This is a genomic window from Staphylococcus lugdunensis, from assembly GCF_002901705.1.
Lineage (GTDB): Bacteria > Bacillota > Bacilli > Staphylococcales > Staphylococcaceae > Staphylococcus > Staphylococcus lugdunensis.
Genome location: NZ_PPPV01000012.1, coordinates 742,114 through 761,697, shown reverse-complemented (window position 1 = coordinate 761,697; position 19,584 = coordinate 742,114). Strand labels below are relative to the sequence as shown.

General features: G+C 33.9%; 20 protein-coding genes. 16 read left to right on the top strand and 4 right to left on the bottom strand.

The window, feature by feature from the left end; genetic code table 11:
* The first annotated feature begins 611 nt into the window (after positions 1-611).
* From CD041_RS04345 to ptsP, 4 genes are all read left to right on the top strand, one after another.
* On the top strand, positions 612-1,784 hold the full coding sequence (locus CD041_RS04345) for a class I SAM-dependent rRNA methyltransferase (RefSeq protein ID WP_070647959.1): 1,173 nt from the start codon (positions 612-614) through the stop codon (positions 1,782-1,784).
* Positions 1,785-1,838: 54 nt separating this feature from the next.
* Complete coding sequence (locus CD041_RS04340; RefSeq protein ID WP_002478373.1) at positions 1,839-2,381, top strand: hypothetical protein; 543 nt, start codon at positions 1,839-1,841, stop codon at positions 2,379-2,381.
* A 151-nt stretch (positions 2,382-2,532) separates the two neighbouring features.
* Positions 2,533-2,799, top strand: coding sequence for a phosphocarrier protein HPr (locus CD041_RS04335; protein ID WP_002459436.1), 267 nt, complete (start codon positions 2,533-2,535; stop codon positions 2,797-2,799).
* Between the two features lie 2 nt (positions 2,800-2,801).
* A complete protein-coding gene (gene ptsP, locus CD041_RS04330; RefSeq protein WP_002478372.1) occupies positions 2,802-4,517 on the top strand; it encodes a phosphoenolpyruvate--protein phosphotransferase in 1,716 nt (571 codons plus the stop codon).
* A 95-nt stretch (positions 4,518-4,612) separates the two neighbouring features.
* Here ptsP and CD041_RS04325 read toward each other — a convergent pair whose 3' ends face one another.
* Complete coding sequence (locus CD041_RS04325; protein ID WP_062077479.1) at positions 4,613-4,846, bottom strand: glutaredoxin family protein; 234 nt, start codon at positions 4,844-4,846, stop codon at positions 4,613-4,615.
* Positions 4,847-5,156: 310 nt separating this feature from the next.
* Here CD041_RS04325 and CD041_RS04320 point away from each other — a divergent pair, with 310 nt between their 5' ends.
* The 3 genes from CD041_RS04320 to CD041_RS12065 all read left to right on the top strand — a co-directional run bounded on the left by CD041_RS04320 (position 5,157) and on the right by CD041_RS12065 (position 7,388).
* Entirely contained in the window at positions 5,157-6,173 is a 1,017-nt protein-coding gene (locus tag CD041_RS04320) for a cytochrome d ubiquinol oxidase subunit II (RefSeq protein WP_070647960.1), read from the top strand.
* 68 nt (positions 6,174-6,241) lie between these two features.
* A complete protein-coding gene (locus CD041_RS04315) occupies positions 6,242-6,901 on the top strand; it encodes a potassium channel family protein (RefSeq protein WP_002459431.1) in 660 nt (219 codons plus the stop codon).
* A 313-nt stretch (positions 6,902-7,214) separates the two neighbouring features.
* Entirely contained in the window at positions 7,215-7,388 is a 174-nt protein-coding gene (locus tag CD041_RS12065) for a transposase (RefSeq protein WP_142380824.1), read from the top strand.
* A 97-nt stretch (positions 7,389-7,485) separates the two neighbouring features.
* Here the strand turns inward: CD041_RS12065 and rnjA are convergent, their stop codons facing one another.
* The 3 genes from rnjA to def form a co-directional block, all read right to left on the bottom strand.
* Positions 7,486-9,165 carry a ribonuclease J1 gene (gene rnjA / locus CD041_RS04310; RefSeq protein WP_002478368.1) on the bottom strand — a complete coding sequence of 560 codons (1,680 nt, stop codon included), beginning with the start codon at positions 9,163-9,165 and terminating at the stop codon, positions 7,486-7,488.
* Positions 9,165-9,383, bottom strand: coding sequence for a DNA-dependent RNA polymerase subunit epsilon (locus CD041_RS04305; RefSeq protein WP_002459428.1), 219 nt, complete (start codon positions 9,381-9,383; stop codon positions 9,165-9,167). Before CD041_RS04305 ends, rnjA begins: the two co-directional genes overlap by 1 nt.
* Positions 9,384-9,817: 434 nt before the next feature.
* Positions 9,818-10,369, bottom strand: coding sequence for a peptide deformylase (def, locus tag CD041_RS04300; protein ID WP_002478367.1), 552 nt, complete (start codon positions 10,367-10,369; stop codon positions 9,818-9,820).
* 137 nt (positions 10,370-10,506) lie between these two features.
* On the opposite strand from def, the gene CD041_RS04295 reads away from it, so the two are divergent.
* From CD041_RS04295 to CD041_RS04255, 9 genes are all read left to right on the top strand, one after another.
* Positions 10,507-11,136 (top strand): YkyA family protein, encoded by a 630-nt coding sequence (locus CD041_RS04295; protein ID WP_002459426.1) that lies wholly within the window; start codon positions 10,507-10,509, stop codon positions 11,134-11,136.
* Positions 11,137-11,302: 166 nt separating this feature from the next.
* Positions 11,303-12,415 (top strand): pyruvate dehydrogenase (acetyl-transferring) E1 component subunit alpha, encoded by a 1,113-nt coding sequence (gene pdhA, locus CD041_RS04290; RefSeq protein ID WP_002459425.1) that lies wholly within the window; start codon positions 11,303-11,305, stop codon positions 12,413-12,415.
* A 3-nt stretch (positions 12,416-12,418) separates the two neighbouring features.
* Entirely contained in the window at positions 12,419-13,396 is a 978-nt protein-coding gene (locus CD041_RS04285; protein WP_002459424.1) for an alpha-ketoacid dehydrogenase subunit beta, read from the top strand.
* 212 nt (positions 13,397-13,608) lie between these two features.
* A complete protein-coding gene (locus CD041_RS04280; protein ID WP_002478366.1) occupies positions 13,609-14,913 on the top strand; it encodes a dihydrolipoamide acetyltransferase family protein in 1,305 nt (434 codons plus the stop codon).
* 3 nt (positions 14,914-14,916) lie between these two features.
* A complete protein-coding gene (lpdA, locus tag CD041_RS04275; RefSeq protein ID WP_080606599.1) occupies positions 14,917-16,323 on the top strand; it encodes a dihydrolipoyl dehydrogenase in 1,407 nt (468 codons plus the stop codon).
* A 203-nt stretch (positions 16,324-16,526) separates the two neighbouring features.
* A complete protein-coding gene (locus tag CD041_RS04270) occupies positions 16,527-16,814 on the top strand; it encodes a UPF0223 family protein (RefSeq protein WP_070647961.1) in 288 nt (95 codons plus the stop codon).
* Positions 16,815-17,142: 328 nt separating this feature from the next.
* Complete coding sequence (locus CD041_RS04265) at positions 17,143-17,682, top strand: helix-turn-helix domain-containing protein (RefSeq protein WP_002478365.1); 540 nt, start codon at positions 17,143-17,145, stop codon at positions 17,680-17,682.
* 14 nt (positions 17,683-17,696) lie between these two features.
* The gene (locus CD041_RS04260) at positions 17,697-18,791 is read left to right on the top strand and encodes an ABC transporter ATP-binding protein (protein WP_002478364.1); all 1,095 of its coding nucleotides are present in this window, start codon (positions 17,697-17,699) and stop codon (positions 18,789-18,791) included.
* Entirely contained in the window at positions 18,784-19,581 is a 798-nt protein-coding gene (locus CD041_RS04255) for an ABC transporter permease (protein WP_002493062.1), read from the top strand. The genes CD041_RS04260 and CD041_RS04255 overlap by 8 nt, the downstream gene beginning before the upstream one ends.
* Positions 19,582-19,584: the final 3 nt, after the last annotated feature.

Genomic DNA, 19,584 nt, shown 5'->3' with positions numbered 1-19,584 from the left:
TAGCTCTAAGATGATTTCAAAATTGAAGAATTGTCTTAGAGCTTAGTTTATGTTAAATATCATATTTCTCCATTTTCTCCATTTTTCTAAGGTACAGCTTGAGTCTACACAAGCTGGTAGTGCTTGAAATTTTTTGATAGGATCCTAGTTTTTAACTTGGCTTATTCTTTCAAGAACCTTGTCATCAATGAGTCTAGGATATCATTGATGTTATAGGTTATGAACGCTATATTGGCAGTAGTTGACCAGATTGAAAATACGCTTATACCAGGCTTTTTCAATCCTACACAATCTTGCCGGGGTGGAACTAAAATTTCATTATGAATGCTGTCTTGCTCCAGAATAGTTTTAAAACATAACACACTCACGTATAATTTAATAAATGATTGCTAAATATAATTAAGAATAAACGCTTTACAAACTAAAATATAATGTATCAATTATAAAAATGGTAGTTTTGCCACGATTTGGATGGAAATTGCCATTTTTCTTTGATTAGAAACGATTTACAGGCCAATCTCTTTTTTATGATGATATCTATAAATTTGTTAATATAAAAGAAACAGTGATAAAGCCTAACATATTTTAATAAAGGAAGGCAGAGAACGTTTATGAAGACTGCTATTATAAATAAAGGGAAAGAACAAAAATATTTAAATCATTATCCTTTAGTAGATGAAGAAGATATTTTTCGCCAGGATCATTTAAAAGAGGGCGATTTATTTCAGTTAACAACTGATCAAGGTCGTTATATTGCCACAGCATATGTAGGACGGCAACATAAAGGATTAGGATGGGTGTTAAGTTATAATCCAAGTGAAGAGATTACTACTTCATTTTTCACACAATTATTCACAGATGCTTTAGCTGAACGTGACTACTATTTTCATATTGATGGTACAAATGCATTTCGCTTGTTTAATGCAGAAGGAGATGGAATTGGCGGTTTAACGATTGATAATTATAACGGTCATTTACTTGTTCAATGGTATTCAAAAGGTATCTACAAATTTAAATTTGAAATTTTGCAAGCGATAGAAACAGTTTTCCCTTACAAATCTATTTACGAAAAAATGAGATTTAAAGATGCTGATTATTCAGGTGGTTTCGTCAAAGGAGAAGCACCACAATTTCCGATAGTTATTGAAGAGAATTTTACATTTTACAATGTTGATTTAAATGATGGATTAATGACAGGAATATTTTTAGACCAAAAAGAAGTGCGTAAAAAGTTACGTGATCAATATGCTGAACAAAAAAATGTCCTTAATTTATTCAGCTATACAGGAGCTTTTTCAGTTATTGCAGCTAATCATGCACAATCAACGACAAGTGTTGATTTGGCTAATCGTTCTAGAGCTTTAACGGAAGAAAATTTTGGTCTTAACGGCATAGATCCTAAGACACAATTCATTTATGTAATGGATACATTTGATTTTTATAAATATGCGCATAGACACAATCGCTTTTATGATACGATTGTGATTGATCCGCCAAGTTTTGCACGTAATAAAAAGAAAACTTTTTCCGTACAAAAAAATTATGATGAGCTCATAAATGGTGCATTAAGCGTTCTAGCGCCAAATGGTGTATTGTTATTATGCACAAACTCAAGTATCTTCTCATTAAAAGCATTTAAATCTGTCATTAAATCGACTTTAGAACAGGCGAATGTAGATTATGAAATTAAAGAAGTCATGGGTTTGCCGAAGGACTTTAAAACGCATCCGCATTATAAACCGTCTAAATATTTGAAAGCAGTTTTTATTCAAATCAAGAATTAAATTTAGTGAAGTGGGTATAATACCGTCATGACACAAAATGAAAGGTGATATTTCATGGGGATTAGACAAAATTTAAGTAATCGAATAACGACTAAAGTAGGTCAAAAAGTATTTAAAATAGAGGATATTAAAGAAAAAAATGCCATGCCAACGACACAGGATGAGTTAGCTAGATGTCGTGAAAGGGCAGAGGCAATCGTTAAAAGAAAATCTTTGATGTCTTCAACGGCTTCTGTTGTACCTATTCCTGGATTGGACTTTGGTGTAGATATTAAATTGATGCGCGATATTATTGAAGATGTAAACAAACTATATGGATTAGATCATAAACAAGTAAACACACTTGGAGATGATTTAAGAGAACGTATTTTTGCTGCGGCTGCTATTCAAGGTAGTCAATTCATCGGCAAAAAAGTATCAAGTGCTGTGCTTAAAATTGTTATTAAGGACATGGCTAAGCGAGCAGCTGCCAAACAAACGCGATGGTTTCCATTAGTAGGTCAAGCAATTTCAGCATCTATTAGTTATTATTTTATGAACAAATTGGGACAAGATCATATTGAAAAATGTGAAAAAGTAATCAAGGATATTATTTAAATGTAACTTTATGTAGTATAATCAACATATACAACAATATCTCACTATATACGAATTGAATTTATTAATATAATTTGGTAGTGTTATTGTATAAAAATACGTTAGATGACTGAAAAATGAATTTTCTAACTGTAAGAAGGAGACTTTTACTATGGAACAAAAATCATATGTAATTATTGATGAAACAGGAATTCATGCACGTCCAGCTACAATGTTAGTTCAGACTGCTTCTAAATTTGATTCAGATATTCAATTAGAATATAACGGTAAAAAAGTTAACTTAAAATCAATCATGGGTGTAATGAGCTTAGGTGTAGGTAAAGACGCAGAAATCACTATTTATGCAGATGGTAGCGATGAAGCGGATGCAATTCAATCAATCAGTGATGTCTTATCTAAAGAAGGTTTAACTGAATAATTATGTCTAACTTAATCAACGGCATTGCAGCTTCAGATGGGGTTGCTATTGCAAAAGCATATTTACTTGTTGAACCAGATTTATCATTCACCAATGAAAAAATCACTGATATAGATGCTGAAATCAATAAATTTAAAAATGCTGTAGAAGCATCTAAAATTGAATTGACTAAAATTAGAAATAATGCAGAAAAACAATTAGGTGCTGACAAAGCAGCTATTTTTGATGCGCATTTATTAGTCCTAGATGATCCTGAATTAATTCAACCAATTGAAGATAAAATCTCTAATGAGAAAGTGAATGCACCTCAAGCATTAAATGAAGTGACATCACAATTCATTACGATTTTTGAATCAATGGATAATGAATATATGAAAGAGCGTGCTGCAGATATTAGAGACGTATCTAAACGTTTACTTGCACATATTCTAGGCGTGGAATTACCTAACCCAAGTATTATTGATGAAAGTGTCGTTATTGTGGGGAATGACTTAACACCTTCAGATACTGCACAATTAAATAAAGACTTTGTTCAAGGATTTGTGACAAACATTGGCGGTAGAACAAGTCATTCAGCAATTATGAGTCGTTCACTTGAAATCCCTGCTGTCGTTGGTACAAAATCAATCACACACCAAGTTAAACAAGGAGATATGATTATTGTTGATGGTATAACTGGTGATGTTATTATTGATCCAACTGAAGATGAACTGATCGCATATCAACATAAACGTGAACGTTTCTTTGAAGATAAAAAAGAACTTCAAAAACTACGTGATGCTGAAACGGTTTCTTTAGATGGTATTCATGCTGAACTTGCAGCGAATATCGGTACGCCAGATGACTTGTATGGCGTTATTGAAAACGGTGCTGAAGGCATTGGCTTATATAGAACAGAATTTTTATATATGGGCAGAGATCAAATGCCAACTGAAGATGAGCAATTTGAAGCATATAAAAAAGTGCTTGAAACGATGAAAGATAAACGCGTCGTAGTCCGTACATTAGATATTGGTGGAGATAAAGAACTACCTTATCTTAATTTGCCTAAAGAAATGAACCCATTCTTAGGTTACCGTGCGATTCGATTGTGCTTAGATCAACCTGATATTTTCAGACCACAGTTGCGCGCTCTTTTGCGTGCTTCAGCATATGGAAAATTAAATATTATGTTCCCAATGGTTGCTACTATTAATGAGTTTAGAGATGCCAAAGCGCTTCTTTTAGAAGAAAAAGAAAATCTAAAAAATGAAGGACATGACGTGTCAGATGATATCGAGCTCGGAATAATGGTAGAAATCCCATCAACAGCTGCATTAGCTGATATCTTTGCTAAAGAAGTTGATTTCTTCAGTATCGGTACTAATGATTTGATTCAATACACAATGGCTGCTGACCGCATGTCAGAACGTGTATCATACCTTTATCAACCATATAATCCAGCTATTTTACGTCTAGTGAAACAAGTGATTGAAGCTTCTCATAAAGAAGGTAAATGGACTGGTATGTGTGGCGAGATGGCTGGCGATGAAACAGCAATTCCATTATTACTTGGTTTAGGTTTAGATGAATTCTCTATGAGTGCAACATCTATCTTAAAAGCAAGACGTCAAATTAATGGATTAAGTAAAAATGAAATGACGGAATTAGCTAATAGAGCGATTAATTGTTCAACACAAGAACAAGTAAAAGAATTAGTTCACAATATAGCTCGATAAAATTTAATTTCACAATAAAGAAGAACCTTATTGGCAATTATTGTCAGTAAGGTTCATCTTTTTATAAATAAAAACGATAGTCAGTGTCTAACTGATTATACTGTTATGTTGAATGCGTGATTAATTTTATCAATATCTACAGTATACATTGGTTCGTCATTAAGCAATATAAACGGTGTTGCAAACGCATCATAATCTAACATTTCCACACGATAAGCTTGATGTTTTATATGTTTTTCTTCAAAAGGAATTTGATGTTCATGTAAATAATTCTTAATAAAGGAACAAGGTGGACAATCGTCTTGTGTATAAAGTGTAATGTGTGCCATAAAGTTATCCTTTCATTTTTATACTGGATTTACTATATAAAAATAACGCTCAAAAATCAACTTATGAACAATATGTGAAAATAGGACAAAATGATTTTTTTATAGTGCATATATTTATATACTATATATCTAATTGTTTATACTATGAAATCAACGTGAGGGTGATATTAAGCATGAATTTAGTTAAAAAGAGATATGTATTATTAGCACCATATAACAATGAATTAAACACTATAGTGGCATGTAAGTGTCCTTGTAGTTTTACATATGATGTATTTAATTCTGTTCTAATGGAAAGAGGTGAGCAGTAATGGCATACACTGGGATAAGTATGCTGGTGCTTTGGATTTGTTTATTTTTTTATGTCATTGCTGCGGGTATTTATTTTGGAACAGGCTGCTTTGCTTTTTATATGCACATGTCTGGTGAAGAGAAGAAGTCAAAAGTACTTTATAAATATATGATAAATCCCATTTGGGGCTTAATTAATATATGTTGCGTGTTTTGTTATGTAGGTATGATTGCTTTATTTCCATCAGCAATTCACTATTTGAATACAATGATTTTAATTCCTGGTTCAATAGCACTTATCTGTATAATCATCAGAGGTTGCAGTTATATTTTTATCAATAAAAGAGCTGACATAAGTCTACCATGGCTGTTGATATATTGTTTGTCTGGATTAGGAATTCCGGCTGCATTAGCATCTGTTCTCACTATATCAGAAGGCGGTTATATTGTAGAAGATGGCGCACACCTTGATTTGAATTGGGTACAACTGGTCATTAGTCCGTTTGCTTGGTCAGTAGTCTTTTTAGCCGTGATAACAGTGTTGTATATTTCAGCAGGTTTTTTAACATATTCTGCAGCAAAATTAAAAGATACACACGTATATTTAACTGTAAGAAAGTGGCTGTTGCTTTGGAGTATGCCAATGATTATGGTCTCATTATTTGTTTTTCTATCATTACGAATTCAAAATGCGAATCATTTTACCAATGCGATATATAATTATTGGTGGATGTTTACTTTAAGTTTACTATGTTTTATCATTGCGATGTCTCTAGCTTTGTTAAAAAAATACCATGGAATCGCAATGCTTATGATGATATTACAACTGTTTTTTGCTTTTTTCGGTTACGGGTTGAGTAAGTTACCTTATATTGTATATCCATTTGTTAAAATAACAGATACTACAGTTAGTGTTGCTACAGGATTAACACTTATGATTGTTATTATTTTAGGTTTACTTTTACTTATTCCATCGTTAATATTATTATTGAGATTAGCAACAGACAATAAAGGGATTGTCAAAAATCAGAAATAAAGATTGAGTGAGGATTGGGTTCTTATTATACCTATCCTCATTTCTATCATGATAGGAGTATACTTACTATGGATAAAGAGTACGTTGTGATTGGATTAGGACGTTTTGGGGGAAGTATTGTTAGAGAACTAAACGCACTTGATATGGATGTTATGGCGATTGACCACGATGAAGCTAGAGTTAATGAATATAGTGATATTGCAACACATGCGGTCATTGCTGACACTACGGATGAAGCAGTAATGAAAAGTTTAGGTATTCGAAACTTTGATCATGTCATCGTAGCCATAGGGGAAAATATTCAATCTAGTACTTTAACAACGTTGATATTAAAGGAACTAGGTGTTAAGAAAGTAACGGCTAAAGCCCAAAATGATTATCATGCTAAAATATTAAATAAAATTGGGGCAGATACGGTAGTACATCCAGAACGGGATATGGGACGACGTATTGCACATAATGTAGCAAGTGCCAGTGTGCTTGATTATTTAGAGTTATCTGATGAACATTCACTAGTTGAACTTAAGGCGAGTGAAAAGATGGCTGGACAGTCCATTGTCAATTTAGATATTCGAGCTCAATATGGAATCAATATCATTGCAATAAAGCGGGGTAAAGAAATTATTGTATCACCAGACCCAAATATCAATATTGAAATTGGCGATATTTTAATCATGATTGGACATGATAATGATTTAAATCGCTTTGAAAAGAAAATTGTTCGCTAAGAAATAATCTATTTTAAACATAAAAAGAGGCTGGGATATAAATCTCAGAAAAATAGCGCTCAGATGAATTGAATTCAACTCATCTGAGCGCTTCTTTTTATTCAATACTTCGTATTGTTGGCTCGCTTTCTTAGGGGACAGCTTCAGCCTGTAGTCTTCAGCTCGTCCTGTTTCCTCAAGAGTCTCGCCAAAATACGTCGCATTTATATGTAATTTTACATCAACATACTTTAAAAAAATAAGGCACTTTCGTATCATTTAATAAACTTCACTAAACTAAATTAACGAGGTGCCTTATGTATGAAGATATAACATGACTCAACTTACACTACCAATGGAAACTTCAATACTTATTCCTACAAATGATATTTCTCGATATGTAAATGAAATTGTTGAAATAATTCCAGATAATGAATTCAAACACCATCGTGGGGCTACATCTTACCACCCTAAAATGATAACGAGCTGTATATTATCTAATACATAAGGGAAAAGCCAATTTCTATCAAATAATTTTAATAGAAATTGGCTTTTTTACATTGTTTAAGAACTTAATGTCTGAGACCCTTAGTATGGTCTAAACATCATTCTTCATTGACTTTCATAATCACAGGTAAAATCATTGGTTTGCGCGCTGTTTTTTCGTATAAATAAGGCTGCAATGTTTCAATGATAGATGATTTAATTTGATGCCATTGAATGTCTTTATTACTATTTAATTTGGAAATAACATCAGTTTTGATGCGACGTTGTGCATCGTATATCAATTGTCCAGATTCACGCATGTAGACGAAGCCACGTGAGATAATATCTGGTCCAGATAATAATTTGTTTGTTTTGAAATCAATGCTAACAACAACAATCACGAGACCTTCTTCAGAAAGAAGTTTACGGTCACGAATAACTACATTGCCAATATCACCAATACCACTACCATCAACCAAGACGTTACCGGATGGAATGCGACCAGCTTTACGTGCTGAATCATGCGTTAAAGCAAGTACATCACCAATGTCAAAAATAAAGACATTTTCTTCTGGTACACCGCAATCCACACCAGTTTGACCATGTGCTGTTAACATGCGGTACTCACCATGAATAGGTAAGAAGAACTTGGGTTGTATTAAGCGTAACATTAATTGTTGGTCACCTTGAGAACCATGTCCAGATGTATGGATATTAGATATTTTACTATGAATAACCTCTGCACCAGCTTTATATAATGCATTGATGGTTCTATTAATACTTTTAGTATTACCTGGTATAGGTGAGGAGCTAAATACAACTGTATCTTCTGGGATGATTTTAATTTGTTTGTGTGTACCATTAGCTATTCTTGATAATGCAGCCATTGGTTCACCTTGAGAACCTGTACATAAAATCAATAATTCATGTTTTGGAATATGATGAATTTTATTAGGTTCAACGAATGTTTCAGGTGGAGCTTTAATATAGCCTAACTCCATACCAATTTTAATATTATTTTCCATTGAACGACCAAATGTCACAATTTTACGGTTGTACTTAATTGCTGCTTCTACCGCTTGTTGGACACGATAAATATTTGAAGCGAATGTTGCAAAGATAATACGGCCTTTGCAATTTCTAAAAATCTTATCCACATTTTGGCCAACTTCACGTTCACTTAATGTGAAGTCCGGGACGAGCGCATTCGTAGAGTCTGATAACAGACACAATACGCCTTCTTTACCAAGTTGCGCCATCTTAGCGATATTTGCAGGCGCTCCTACAGGTGTAAAGTCAAATTTGAAGTCTCCCGTGTGAACAATTTTACCTTCAGGTGTGTCAACAATAACACCATATGCTTCGGGAATACTGTGTGTTGTTAGATAGAATGATACTTCAAAATGTTTAGATTTAATTACACTATCTTCTGTAATTTCAATCAATTCCGCATTTCTTAATAAATTGTGTTCATCTAATTTATTTCTAATTAAGCCTAGAGCTAATGGGCCACCATATATAGGCACATTAATTTGCTTCAATAGGTAGGGCACACCACCTATATGGTCTTCGTGACCATGTGTTATAAACAGACCGACAATTTTGTCTTGATTCTGTTCTAAATAAGTGTAATCGGGAATAACGTAATCAATACCCAATAAATTGTCATCTGGAAATTTTATTCCAGCATCGATAATGACAATTTCATCTTTGTACTCAACGGCGTAAGTATTTTTACCTACCTCTCCAAGACCGCCAAGTGCATATACACCTACTTCATTTTGATGTAATTGTTTCATTATTCAGCGTTCTCCACATTAAAATGTTCAGAATGTTCTTTTTCATATTCTAAATGTGCGCCCTCTAATTTTGTAATAAATTCGATGTTATAATTACGATCTTTTAAATAGCGTCTAACTTGTTCTTCTGTTTCGCCTTCAACATAAATAGTTTGAGTGTTTTCTCGTACGATAACCTCGTTTTTATTATGCTGATAAAATACTTTAAATATTGCCATGTTATCTATTTCCTCCTAATACGTTAACTTTTAAATGAATTTAAATAAGAACCTAGTACATACACAGGGTAGCTAAACTAAGTACCAATGTCCTGCTCGTTTTTTAATTAATGATATAAAATGTCACAACATACAAGCCTTTTAATTGAAATTAAAATCTTACTGCCCGTTATATTTTCTAGGGTATATTTCGTCGTTCATGTATTGAAATTAGTAAGTACTTTACTAAAATTCCAGTTATTCATTATTTTACATGAAGTAACGGAATAAATAAAGCAGTTTATAATATACTGATAATTATTATAAAAAAACTAAGCTTTATGGCCAAAATGAACAGCTAGTATCTCGTTTTAAAAATACTAGCTGTGATGATGTTACCATGATATATTGATGACTATATAATATTGTAAATATACTGCTTAGCAGTTCCTAAATTATACTTCTATTGAATCAGGTAGTGGCGTTAAAGGGTGTTCGGCATCAATATGATCATAGAACATGATACCGTTTAAATGATCAATTTCATGTTGAACGACAATAGCAGGATATCCTTTTAATCTAAGTTTAACATCTTTACCATCAATGTCTTTAGCTTTCACTGTTACTCGGTAGTGTCTATGAACGAGACCAGGTATGTTTTTATCAACGCTTAGGCAACCTTCGCCAGTAGGTAAATACGCGTACTGAACACTATAGCTTACCACTTTAGGATTGACTAACATTAAATCGTAAGAACGACCATTTCCATCATCAGGTAAATAGACAGCAATCATTTTCTTTGAAATATCTATTTGAGGTGCTGCTAAGCCAACACCTGATCGTAAGCCATATCGATTAGCAATTTCATCGTCTTGACTATTAATTAAAAATTCACGCATAGATTTTAAAGTTTGTTTATCTTCATCAGACAGTGGAAAATCAACATCTTGAGCTTCGGCACGTAATGTTGGATGACCGTCTTTAATTATATCTTTCATAGTTAACATGAATATACACCTTCCTTTATTAATTATAATCTATTATATTGAATAGCATTTATTATACGCTATTTGATTTGATTTATAAAAATACTTTCTATATCATTACAATCATTACAGTGAGTATATCTCGGGAGGGACTATAAATGAAATTATATCGAGCTTTGGGTGTCTTGCTTGCATCCACTCTTTTGCTGGCCGGATGTACAACGGATAGAAAAGAAGTGAGAGCTTATGAAGATACGATACAACAAGCCTCTAGCAATGAACAAGTTATAAACTCAACTGGTCAAAAATTAAATGATTTAGAAAAGCAAAAGCAACAGTATTATAAAAAAATTGTAACTAATAATCCAGACACACGTGTTAAAGTTGCTGATAAGATGATTAGTAATATCAATGAAAGAAGCAAAGAATTTAATAAAGAAGTCAAAGCTATGAATGCTTCAAATAAAGAATTCAAAAAAGCAAGCAAGCATATTAATCAAATTAAAGATGATTCCAAAAGAAAAGAACTCAAGGAACTTGATGATGCACTCAAAGATAAATACAAAAAGCACGATGATTATGCCGCAGCATATCGTAATATTTTAGATAAAGAACGATCATACTTTAAATTGTTGAAACAAAAAACGGTTATGCAACAACAAGAAAAAGAAAAGGGAGAAGCAATTAACAAGGCTCAAAAAACATTTAAGCAAAAATTTGAAGCATACATAAAAGCGTTGAATAAGGTCAATAAAGAAAAAGGAGATATTGACAAAATAAGCGAATGATTTAACTAATACAGATTGTCTAAATGGACTAATACAGATGGACAATCTGTATTCTTTTTTAGTAACACAGAACTTTTCCAAATTGATTAACAGGTCTATTTATTTATGATACAATACAAATGGATAAAATGAATTTCTATTATATGGGAAAGGTATGGTGAATTGAATGGCTCCTAAGTTACAAGCCCAATTCGATGCAGTAAAAGTTTTAAATGAGACGCAATCGAAATTTGAAATGGTTCAAATTTTGGATGTAGATGGTAATGTCGTAAATGAAGACTTAGTACCTGATTTAACAGATGAACAACTTGTAGAATTGATGGAAAGAATGGTATGGACTCGAATTCTTGACCAACGTTCTATTTCATTAAATAGACAAGGACGTCTAGGTTTCTATGCGCCTACAGCAGGACAAGAAGCTTCACAATTAGCTTCACAATATGCTTTAGAAAAAGAAGACTTTATTTTACCTGGTTACCGTGATGTACCACAAATTATTTGGCACGGTTTACCGTTAACTGAAGCATTCTTATTCTCAAGAGGTCACTTCAAAGGAAATCAATTCCCTGAAGGTGTAAATGCCTTTAGTCCACAAATTATTATCGGTGCGCAATACATTCAAACTGCTGGTGTCGCATTTGGTATTAAAAAACGTGGTAAAAAAGCAGTAGCGATTACTTACACAGGTGACGGTGGATCTTCACAAGGTGACTTCTATGAAGGTATAAACTTTGCTTCTGCTTATAAAGCGCCTGCAATTTTTGTAATTCAAAATAATAACTACGCGATTTCTACACCACGTAGTAAGCAAACAGCTGCCACTACATTGGCTCAAAAAGCAATTTCTGTAGGTATTCCTGGTATTCAAGTTGATGGAATGGATCCATTAGCAGTTTATCAAGCAACTAAAGAAGCACGTGATCGTGCAGTTGCAGGTGAAGGTCCTACTTTAATTGAAACAATGACATATCGTTATGGACCACATACAATGGCTGGTGACGACCCAACTCGTTACAGAACTTCAGATGAAGATGCAGAATGGGAGAAAAAAGATCCATTAGTACGTTTCAGAAAATTCCTTGAAAATAAAGGTTTATGGAATGAAGATAAAGAAAACGAAGTAATCGAACGTGCTAAAGATGATATTAAAAAAGCAATCAAAGAGGCAGACAAAGTTGAAAAACAAAAAGTTACTGACTTAATGGACATCATGTATGAAGAAATGCCTCAAAACTTAGCTGAACAATATGAAATTTACAAAGAGAAGGAGTCGAAATAAGCCATGGCACAAATGACAATGGTTCAAGCGATTAACAATGCGCTTAAAACTGAATTGCAAAATGACGAAAATGTTTTAATTTTCGGTGAAGACGTTGGTGTTAACGGCGGTGTATTCCGTGTTACTGAAGGTTTACAAAAAGAATTCGGTGAAGACCGTGTATTCGATACTCCATTAGCTGAATCAGGTATTGGTGGTTTGGCTCTTGGTTTAACTACTCAAGGATATCGTCCAGTTATGGAAATTCAATTCCTTGGCTTCGTTTTTGAAGTGTTTGACGAAGTTGCTGGACAAATCGCGCGTACTCGTTTCCGTTCAGGTGGTACAAAAACAGCTCCTGTAACTATTCGTACACCATTTGGTGGTGGGGTACATACGCCTGAGTTACACGCTGATAACTTGGAAGGTATTTTAGCTCAATCACCTGGTATTAAAGTGGTTATTCCTTCAGGCCCTTACGATGCAAAAGGTTTATTAATTTCATCTATTAGATCTAATGACCCAGTTGTTTATTTAGAACATATGAAATTATACCGTTCATTCCGTGAAGAGGTACCTGAAGAAGAATATACAATTGAAATTGGCAAAGCTAAAGTTGTTAAAGAAGGTACAGATATCACTTTAATCGCTTATGGTGCAATGGTTCAAGAATCCGTTAAAGCTGCTGAAGAACTTGAAAAAGATGGTCATTCAGTAGAAGTGATTGACTTACGTACTGTTCAGCCATTAGATATGGATACGCTAGTTGCTTCTGTTGAAAAAACAGGACGCGTTGTTGTTGTTCAAGAAGCACAACGTCAATCAGGTGTTGGCGCAAATGTTGCTGCTGAATTACAAGAAAGAGCAATTTTATCATTAGAAGCACCAATTGCACGTGTTGCTGCTGCTGATACAGTTTATCCATTCACTCAAGCTGAAAATGTTTGGTTACCAAACAAAAATGATATTGTTGAACAAGCAAAAGCAACATTAGAGTTCTAATAATTTGTTGTAAAAAATTGCAAGACTTACTTTTGAATAAATGATTTAGATGTGTAAAAATGAACTATGAGGTCGGGACAACTAAGGGTTTTGTATCATCTGGTAAAACGCATTAAAAAAGCTTTTCTAGTTGCATATTAAGCTGATGTCTCAACCTCATGTTATAAATTTAATGAAATAATTGAAAATGACATTATTAGGAGGACAAGAACGTGGCATTTGAATTTAGATTACCCGACATTGGTGAAGGTATCCACGAAGGTGAAATTGTAAAGTGGTTTGTTAAAGCCGGAGACACTATTGAAGAAGATGATGTGTTAGCTGAAGTTCAAAACGATAAATCCGTAGTTGAAATCCCTTCTCCAGTAAGCGGTACAATTGAAGAAGTGGTAGTAGACGAAGGAACTGTTGCAGTAGTAGGAGACGTCATCGTTAAAATTGATGCACCTGATGCTGAAGAAATGCAATTTAAAGGTCATGATGACGATTCATCAGCTAAAGAAGAGCCAGCTAAAGAAGAAGCTAAAGCTGAAACTGAAGAAGCGCCAGCAGCATCAGCTTCACAAGATGAAGAAGTAGACGAAAACAGAAAAATTAAAGCAATGCCTTCAGTTCGTAAATATGCACGTGAAAAAGGTGTTAATATTAAAGCGGTTGCTGGTTCAGGTAAAAATGGCCGTATCACAAAAGAAGACATTGACAACCACTTAAATGGTGGCGGTGCTCAAGCTGCATCTGCTTCTAATGAAAGTGCAGCTGCTTCAACTTCTGAAGAGACTTCTGCACCTCAAACTCAATCGGTTCCAGAAGGCGACTTCCCTGAAACAACTGAAAAAATCCCTGCAATGCGTAGAGCAATTGCTAAAGCAATGGTTAACTCTAAACACACTGCACCTCACGTAACATTAATGGATGAAATTGATGTTCAAGACTTATGGGATCACCGTAAAAAATTCAAAGAAATTGCAGCTGAACAAGGTATTAAATTAACATTCTTACCATATGTAGTTAAAGCACTTGTTTCTGCACTTAAAAAATATCCAGCACTTAATACTTCATTCAATGAAGAAGCTGGCGAAATTGTTCACAAACATTATTGGAATATTGGTATCGCAGCTGACACTGACAGAGGTTTATTAGTGCCAGTAGTTAAAAATGCAGATCGTAAATCTATCTTCCAAATTTCAGATGAAATTAACGAATTAGCTGTTAAAGCTCGCGACGGTAAATTAACTTCTGAAGAAATGAAAGGTGCTACATGTACTATCAGTAATATCGGTTCTGCTGGTGGACAATGGTTCACTCCAGTTATCAATCACCCAGAAGTAGCTATCTTAGGTATTGGCCGTATTGCACAAAAACCAATCGTTAAAGACGGCGAAATCGTTGCAGCTCCTGTATTAGCATTATCATTAAGCTTTGACCACAGACAAATTGATGGTGCAACTGGACAAAATGCAATGAACCATATTAAACGATTATTAAATAATCCAGAATTATTATTAATGGAGGGGTAAAACATGGTAGTTGGAGATTTCCCAATTGAAACAGATACTATTGTTATTGGAGCAGGCCCAGGTGGCTATGTTGCAGCAATTCGCGCAGCACAATTAGGACAAAAAGTTACAATCGTAGAAAAAGGTAACTTAGGTGGCGTATGCTTGAACGTTGGTTGTATTCCTTCAAAAGCATTATTACACGCTTCTCATCGCTTTGTTGAAGCACAACACTCTGAAAACTTAGGTGTAATCGCTGAAAGCGTATCACTTAAATTTGACAAAGTTCAAGAATTCAAACAATCAGTTGTAAACAAATTAACTGGTGGTGTTGAAGGCTTATTAAAAAGTAATAAAGTGGAAATTGTTAAAGGCGAAGCTTACTTCGTAGATAACAATAGCTTACGTGTTATGGATGAAAAAAGTGCTCAAACTTATAACTTCAAAAACGCTATTATCGCAACTGGTTCTAGACCAATAGAAATTCCTAACTTTGAATTTGGTAAACGTGTTATCGACTCAACTGGTGCGTTGAACTTACAAGAAGTTCCAGGTAAATTAGTTGTTGTTGGTGGCGGTTATATTGGTTCTGAACTTGGTACTGCATTTGCTAACTTCGGTTCTGAAGTTACAATCCTTGAAGGTGCGAAAGACATCTTAGGTGGATTTGAAAAACAAATGACACAACCTGTTAAAAAAGGCATGAAAGACAAAGGTATTGAGATCATTACTGAAGCAATGGCTAAAAATGCTGAAGAAACTGAAAATGGCGTTAAAGTTACTTATGAAGCTAAAGGTGAAGAACAAACAATCGAAGCTGATTACGTATTAGTAACTGTTGGCCGTCGTCCAAATACAGACGAATTAGGCTTAGAAGAATTAGGTCTTAAATTTGCTGATCGTGGATTATTAGAAGTAGACAAACAAAGCCGTACTTCTATCGACAATATTTATGCAATTGGTGATATCGTTCCTGGTTTACCACTTGCTCATAAAGCAAGCTATGAAGCTAAAGTAGCTGCTGAAGCTATCTCTGGACAAGCTTCAGAAGTTGATTATATTGGTATGCCTGCTGTATGCTTCACTGAACCAGAATTAGCTCAAGTTGGTTACACTGAAGCTCAAGCTAAAGAGGAAGGTTTAGAATACAAAGCTTCTAAATTCCCTTATGCAGCAAATGGCCGTGCGTTATCATTAGATGATACTACTGGTTTCGTTAAATTGATCACATTAAAAGAAGATGACACACTTATCGGTGCACAAGTTGCTGGTAATGGTGCTTCTGATATCATTTCTGAATTAGGTTTAGCTATTGAAGCAGGAATGAACGCTGAAGATATCGCATTAACAGTACATGCTCACCCAACATTAGGTGAAATGTCTATGGAAGCAGCTGAAAAAGCTATTGGATTACCAATCCACACTATGTAATAGTGATTTATAAATCGTTTAGAGCCTAAGACATCATTATGTTTTAGGCTCTAAGCTATATATTGGCGGCAGTTGACTGAATTGAAAACACGCTTATACTAAGTTTTTTCAATTTAAATCAACCTTGCCAGGGCGGGAATACGAATTCAAAATGAACTCTGTCCCGCTCTCTTTTTTGCTATATTACTTAAGGAGGTAAATTAATGGAATATCAATATCCTTTAGATATGGACTGGACACATGATGAAATGTTAAAGGTGATTGCCTTTTTTAATCAAATAGAGCGCTATTATGAGTCATCTGTGTTATCCAATCAAGTTATAGCGCACTATCGAAATTTTAAACAAATTGTACCTGGAAAAGCAGAAGAAAAACAAATATTTAAAGAATTCGAGCAAAACAGCGGTTACAACAGCTACCAAGTCATTAAAGAAGCAACAACACAAAATAAACCAACACACATACAACAAAAAAACAACACAAGAACATAGGGGCCCCAACACAGAGGCTTTCAAAACGAAAGCCAACGAACAACGCAAGTTGGGGTGGGGCCCCAACAAAAAGAAATGCAACAAGCATTTCCACGGACAAAGCAAGTTGGGGTGGCCCCAACTTGGAGAAGTTCGGTCAGAAATCCAACAAGCAAAACAAGCTGAGATAATACTAAGAATCTTATTATGCATTATTTTTTTCCATTCATAATTAAATAATTATAAAAAGTATTGCAACATGAGCTGTATTTTGTTATTTTTATTAAGCATTAAACAAAATGTTTAATATTACTAAACATGATACAGCTATTTTTAGGTGGTTACATAGATGGATATTGGAATGAAATTGAAAAATTTAAGGATGCTCAAAAATTTAACACAGGAAGAATTAGCTGAACGTACTGACTTAACGAAGGGATATATTTCTCAAATTGAGAGTCAACATGCGTCTCCAAGTATGGAGACATTTCTAAATATATTAGAAGTTTTAGGTACGCGGCCAAGTGATTTTTTTCAGGAGAAAACTAAAGAAAAGGTGCTTTATACAGCTGAAGATCAAACAATTTATGATGAATATGACAAGGGCTATATTTTAAAATGGTTAGTCACAAATTCAAATGAGTATGACATGGAACCACTCATGCTTACGTTAAAGCCTGGTGCATCATATAAACATTTTCAGCCTTCTAATTCAGATACCTTTATTTATTGTTTAGAAGGGCAAATTACTTTGTCACTCGGGAACCAACTTTATCGTGCAAATGCAGAAGACGCACTTTATTTCAGGGCAAATGATGTCCATCAATTATGCAATAACAGCAAGCAGAACGTTACGATATTGATTGTAGCAACTGCATCATATTTATAAGGAGTTATGACGTTATGCAACCATTATTATCATTTAAATCAGTGAGTAAAGGCTATGATGATTTAAATATTCTTGACCATATGGACTTAGATATTGAATCAGGCTATTTCTATACTTTATTGGGTCCATCAGGATGTGGTAAGACGACTATTTTAAAGCTTATTGCGGGGTTCGAGACACCAGACAGTGGAGAGATTATTTATCAAAATCGTTCTATCGAAAATTTACCGGCTAATAAACGTAAGGTCAATACCGTTTTTCAAGATTATGCGTTATTCCCGCATCTCAATGTTTATGATAATATTGCTTTTGGTTTAAAGCTTAAGAAATTATCTAAAAAAGATATTGATCAAAAAGTGACAGATGCCTTGAAGTTAGTAAAGTTATCAGGTTACGAACAGCGCAGTATTAATGATATGAGTGGTGGTCAAAAACAACGTGTAGCTATAGCTCGAGCGATTGTTAATGAGCCAGAAATATTATTGTTAGATGAATCATTATCAGCCTTAGACTTAAAACTACGTACTGAAATGCAATATGAGCTCAGAGAATTACAATCACGATTGGGTATTACATTTATTTTTGTTACGCATGATCAAGAAGAAGCCTTAGCATTAAGTGACTACATTTTTGTGATGAAAGACGGAAAAATACAACAATTTGGTACACCAACAGATATTTATGATGAACCTGTGAATCGTTTTGTAGCTGATTTTATTGGCGAATCAAATATTGTAAATGGCACCATGGTCAAAGATTATGTAGTTAATATTTATGGGCAGGATTTTGATTGTGTTGATATGGGGATTCCTTCTGGTAAAAAGGTTGAAGTTGTGATTCGTCCAGAAGATATCTCTTTAATAGAAGCCGAAGCTGGTTTGTTTAAAGCTACAGTGGATTCTTTGCTCTTTAGAGGTGTGCATTATGAAATTTGTTGTGTAGATCGAAAGGGCTATGAATGGGTTATACAAACTACTAAAAAGGCGGATGTGGGTAGTGAAGTTGGTTTATATTTTGAACCAGAATCTATTCATATCATGGTTCCAGGAGAAACTGAAGAGGAATTTGATAAACGTATTGAAAGCTATGAGGATACTGATGATGAGTAATATTAAAAAGATACTATTAGTGCCTTATATATTATGGATGATTATCTTCATAATTTTGCCTGTATTATTGTTAATATATTTTTCATTTACCGATATAAATGGACATTTTAGTTTCACTAATTATCAACAAATATTTCAGTATAAGTATTTTGAAATGTTTTGGGACTCAATTCTTTATGCCGCATTAATTACTATGATCACGCTGTTCATCAGTTACCCAACTGCATATTTTATTAGAAACGCTAAAAATCCTAATTTCTGGTTATTAATACTTATTATTCCAACTTGGATTAATCTGTTATTAAAAACATATGCTTTTATTGGTTTGCTTAGTCACGATGGGCTGATTAATAAAGTACTTGGAATATTAAATGTTCCAAAAGTAGACATGCTATTTACATCAGCTGCCTTTTTAGTTGTAGCTAGTTATATTTATATTCCTTTTATGATATTGCCGATTTTCAACAGTATGAAATCAATACCTGTAAATCTAATTCAAGCATCTAGTGATTTAGGTGCAAACCCATTTACAACATTTAGAAAAGTGATATTGCCACTAACAAAAGAAGGTGTTTTGACAGGGGTACAAGTTACTTTTATTCCCTCATTATCGTTATTTATGATAACGCGATTAATTGCAGGTAACAAAGTAATCAACATAGGTACTTCTATTGAAGAACAGTTTTTAGTGATTCAAAATTATGGTATGGGAGCTACGATTGCAATCGTCTTAATTGTATTTATGGCACTCATCCTTATCATTACGAAATCTAACGATGAAAGAAGGTGACCA

Bases quoted from the DNA above. Each gene is read 5' to 3' on its own strand.
- CD041_RS04345 (WP_070647959.1), top strand. From the start codon at position 612: ATGAAGACTGCTATTATAAATAAAGGGAAAGAACAAAAATATTTAAAT.
- CD041_RS04340 (WP_002478373.1), top strand. From the start codon at position 1,839: ATGGGGATTAGACAAAATTTAAGTAATCGAATAACGACTAAAGTAGGT.
- CD041_RS04335 (WP_002459436.1), top strand. From the start codon at position 2,533: ATGGAACAAAAATCATATGTAATTATTGATGAAACAGGAATTCATGCA.
- ptsP (WP_002478372.1), top strand. From the start codon at position 2,802: ATGTCTAACTTAATCAACGGCATTGCAGCTTCAGATGGGGTTGCTATT.
- CD041_RS04325 (WP_062077479.1), bottom strand. From the start codon at position 4,846: ATGGCACACATTACACTTTATACACAAGACGATTGTCCACCTTGTTCC.
- CD041_RS04320 (WP_070647960.1), top strand. From the start codon at position 5,157: ATGGCATACACTGGGATAAGTATGCTGGTGCTTTGGATTTGTTTATTT.
- CD041_RS04315 (WP_002459431.1), top strand. From the start codon at position 6,242: ATGGATAAAGAGTACGTTGTGATTGGATTAGGACGTTTTGGGGGAAGT.
- CD041_RS12065 (WP_142380824.1), top strand. From the start codon at position 7,215: ATGACTCAACTTACACTACCAATGGAAACTTCAATACTTATTCCTACA.
- rnjA (WP_002478368.1), bottom strand. From the start codon at position 9,165: ATGAAACAATTACATCAAAATGAAGTAGGTGTATATGCACTTGGCGGT.
- CD041_RS04305 (WP_002459428.1), bottom strand. From the start codon at position 9,383: ATGGCAATATTTAAAGTATTTTATCAGCATAATAAAAACGAGGTTATC.
- def (WP_002478367.1), bottom strand. From the start codon at position 10,369: ATGTTAACTATGAAAGATATAATTAAAGACGGTCATCCAACATTACGT.
- CD041_RS04295 (WP_002459426.1), top strand. From the start codon at position 10,507: ATGAAATTATATCGAGCTTTGGGTGTCTTGCTTGCATCCACTCTTTTG.
- pdhA (WP_002459425.1), top strand. From the start codon at position 11,303: ATGGCTCCTAAGTTACAAGCCCAATTCGATGCAGTAAAAGTTTTAAAT.
- CD041_RS04285 (WP_002459424.1), top strand. From the start codon at position 12,419: ATGGCACAAATGACAATGGTTCAAGCGATTAACAATGCGCTTAAAACT.
- lpdA (WP_080606599.1), top strand. From the start codon at position 14,917: ATGGTAGTTGGAGATTTCCCAATTGAAACAGATACTATTGTTATTGGA.
- CD041_RS04270 (WP_070647961.1), top strand. From the start codon at position 16,527: ATGGAATATCAATATCCTTTAGATATGGACTGGACACATGATGAAATG.
- CD041_RS04265 (WP_002478365.1), top strand. From the start codon at position 17,143: ATGGATATTGGAATGAAATTGAAAAATTTAAGGATGCTCAAAAATTTA.
- CD041_RS04260 (WP_002478364.1), top strand. From the start codon at position 17,697: ATGCAACCATTATTATCATTTAAATCAGTGAGTAAAGGCTATGATGAT.
- CD041_RS04255 (WP_002493062.1), top strand. From the start codon at position 18,784: ATGAGTAATATTAAAAAGATACTATTAGTGCCTTATATATTATGGATG.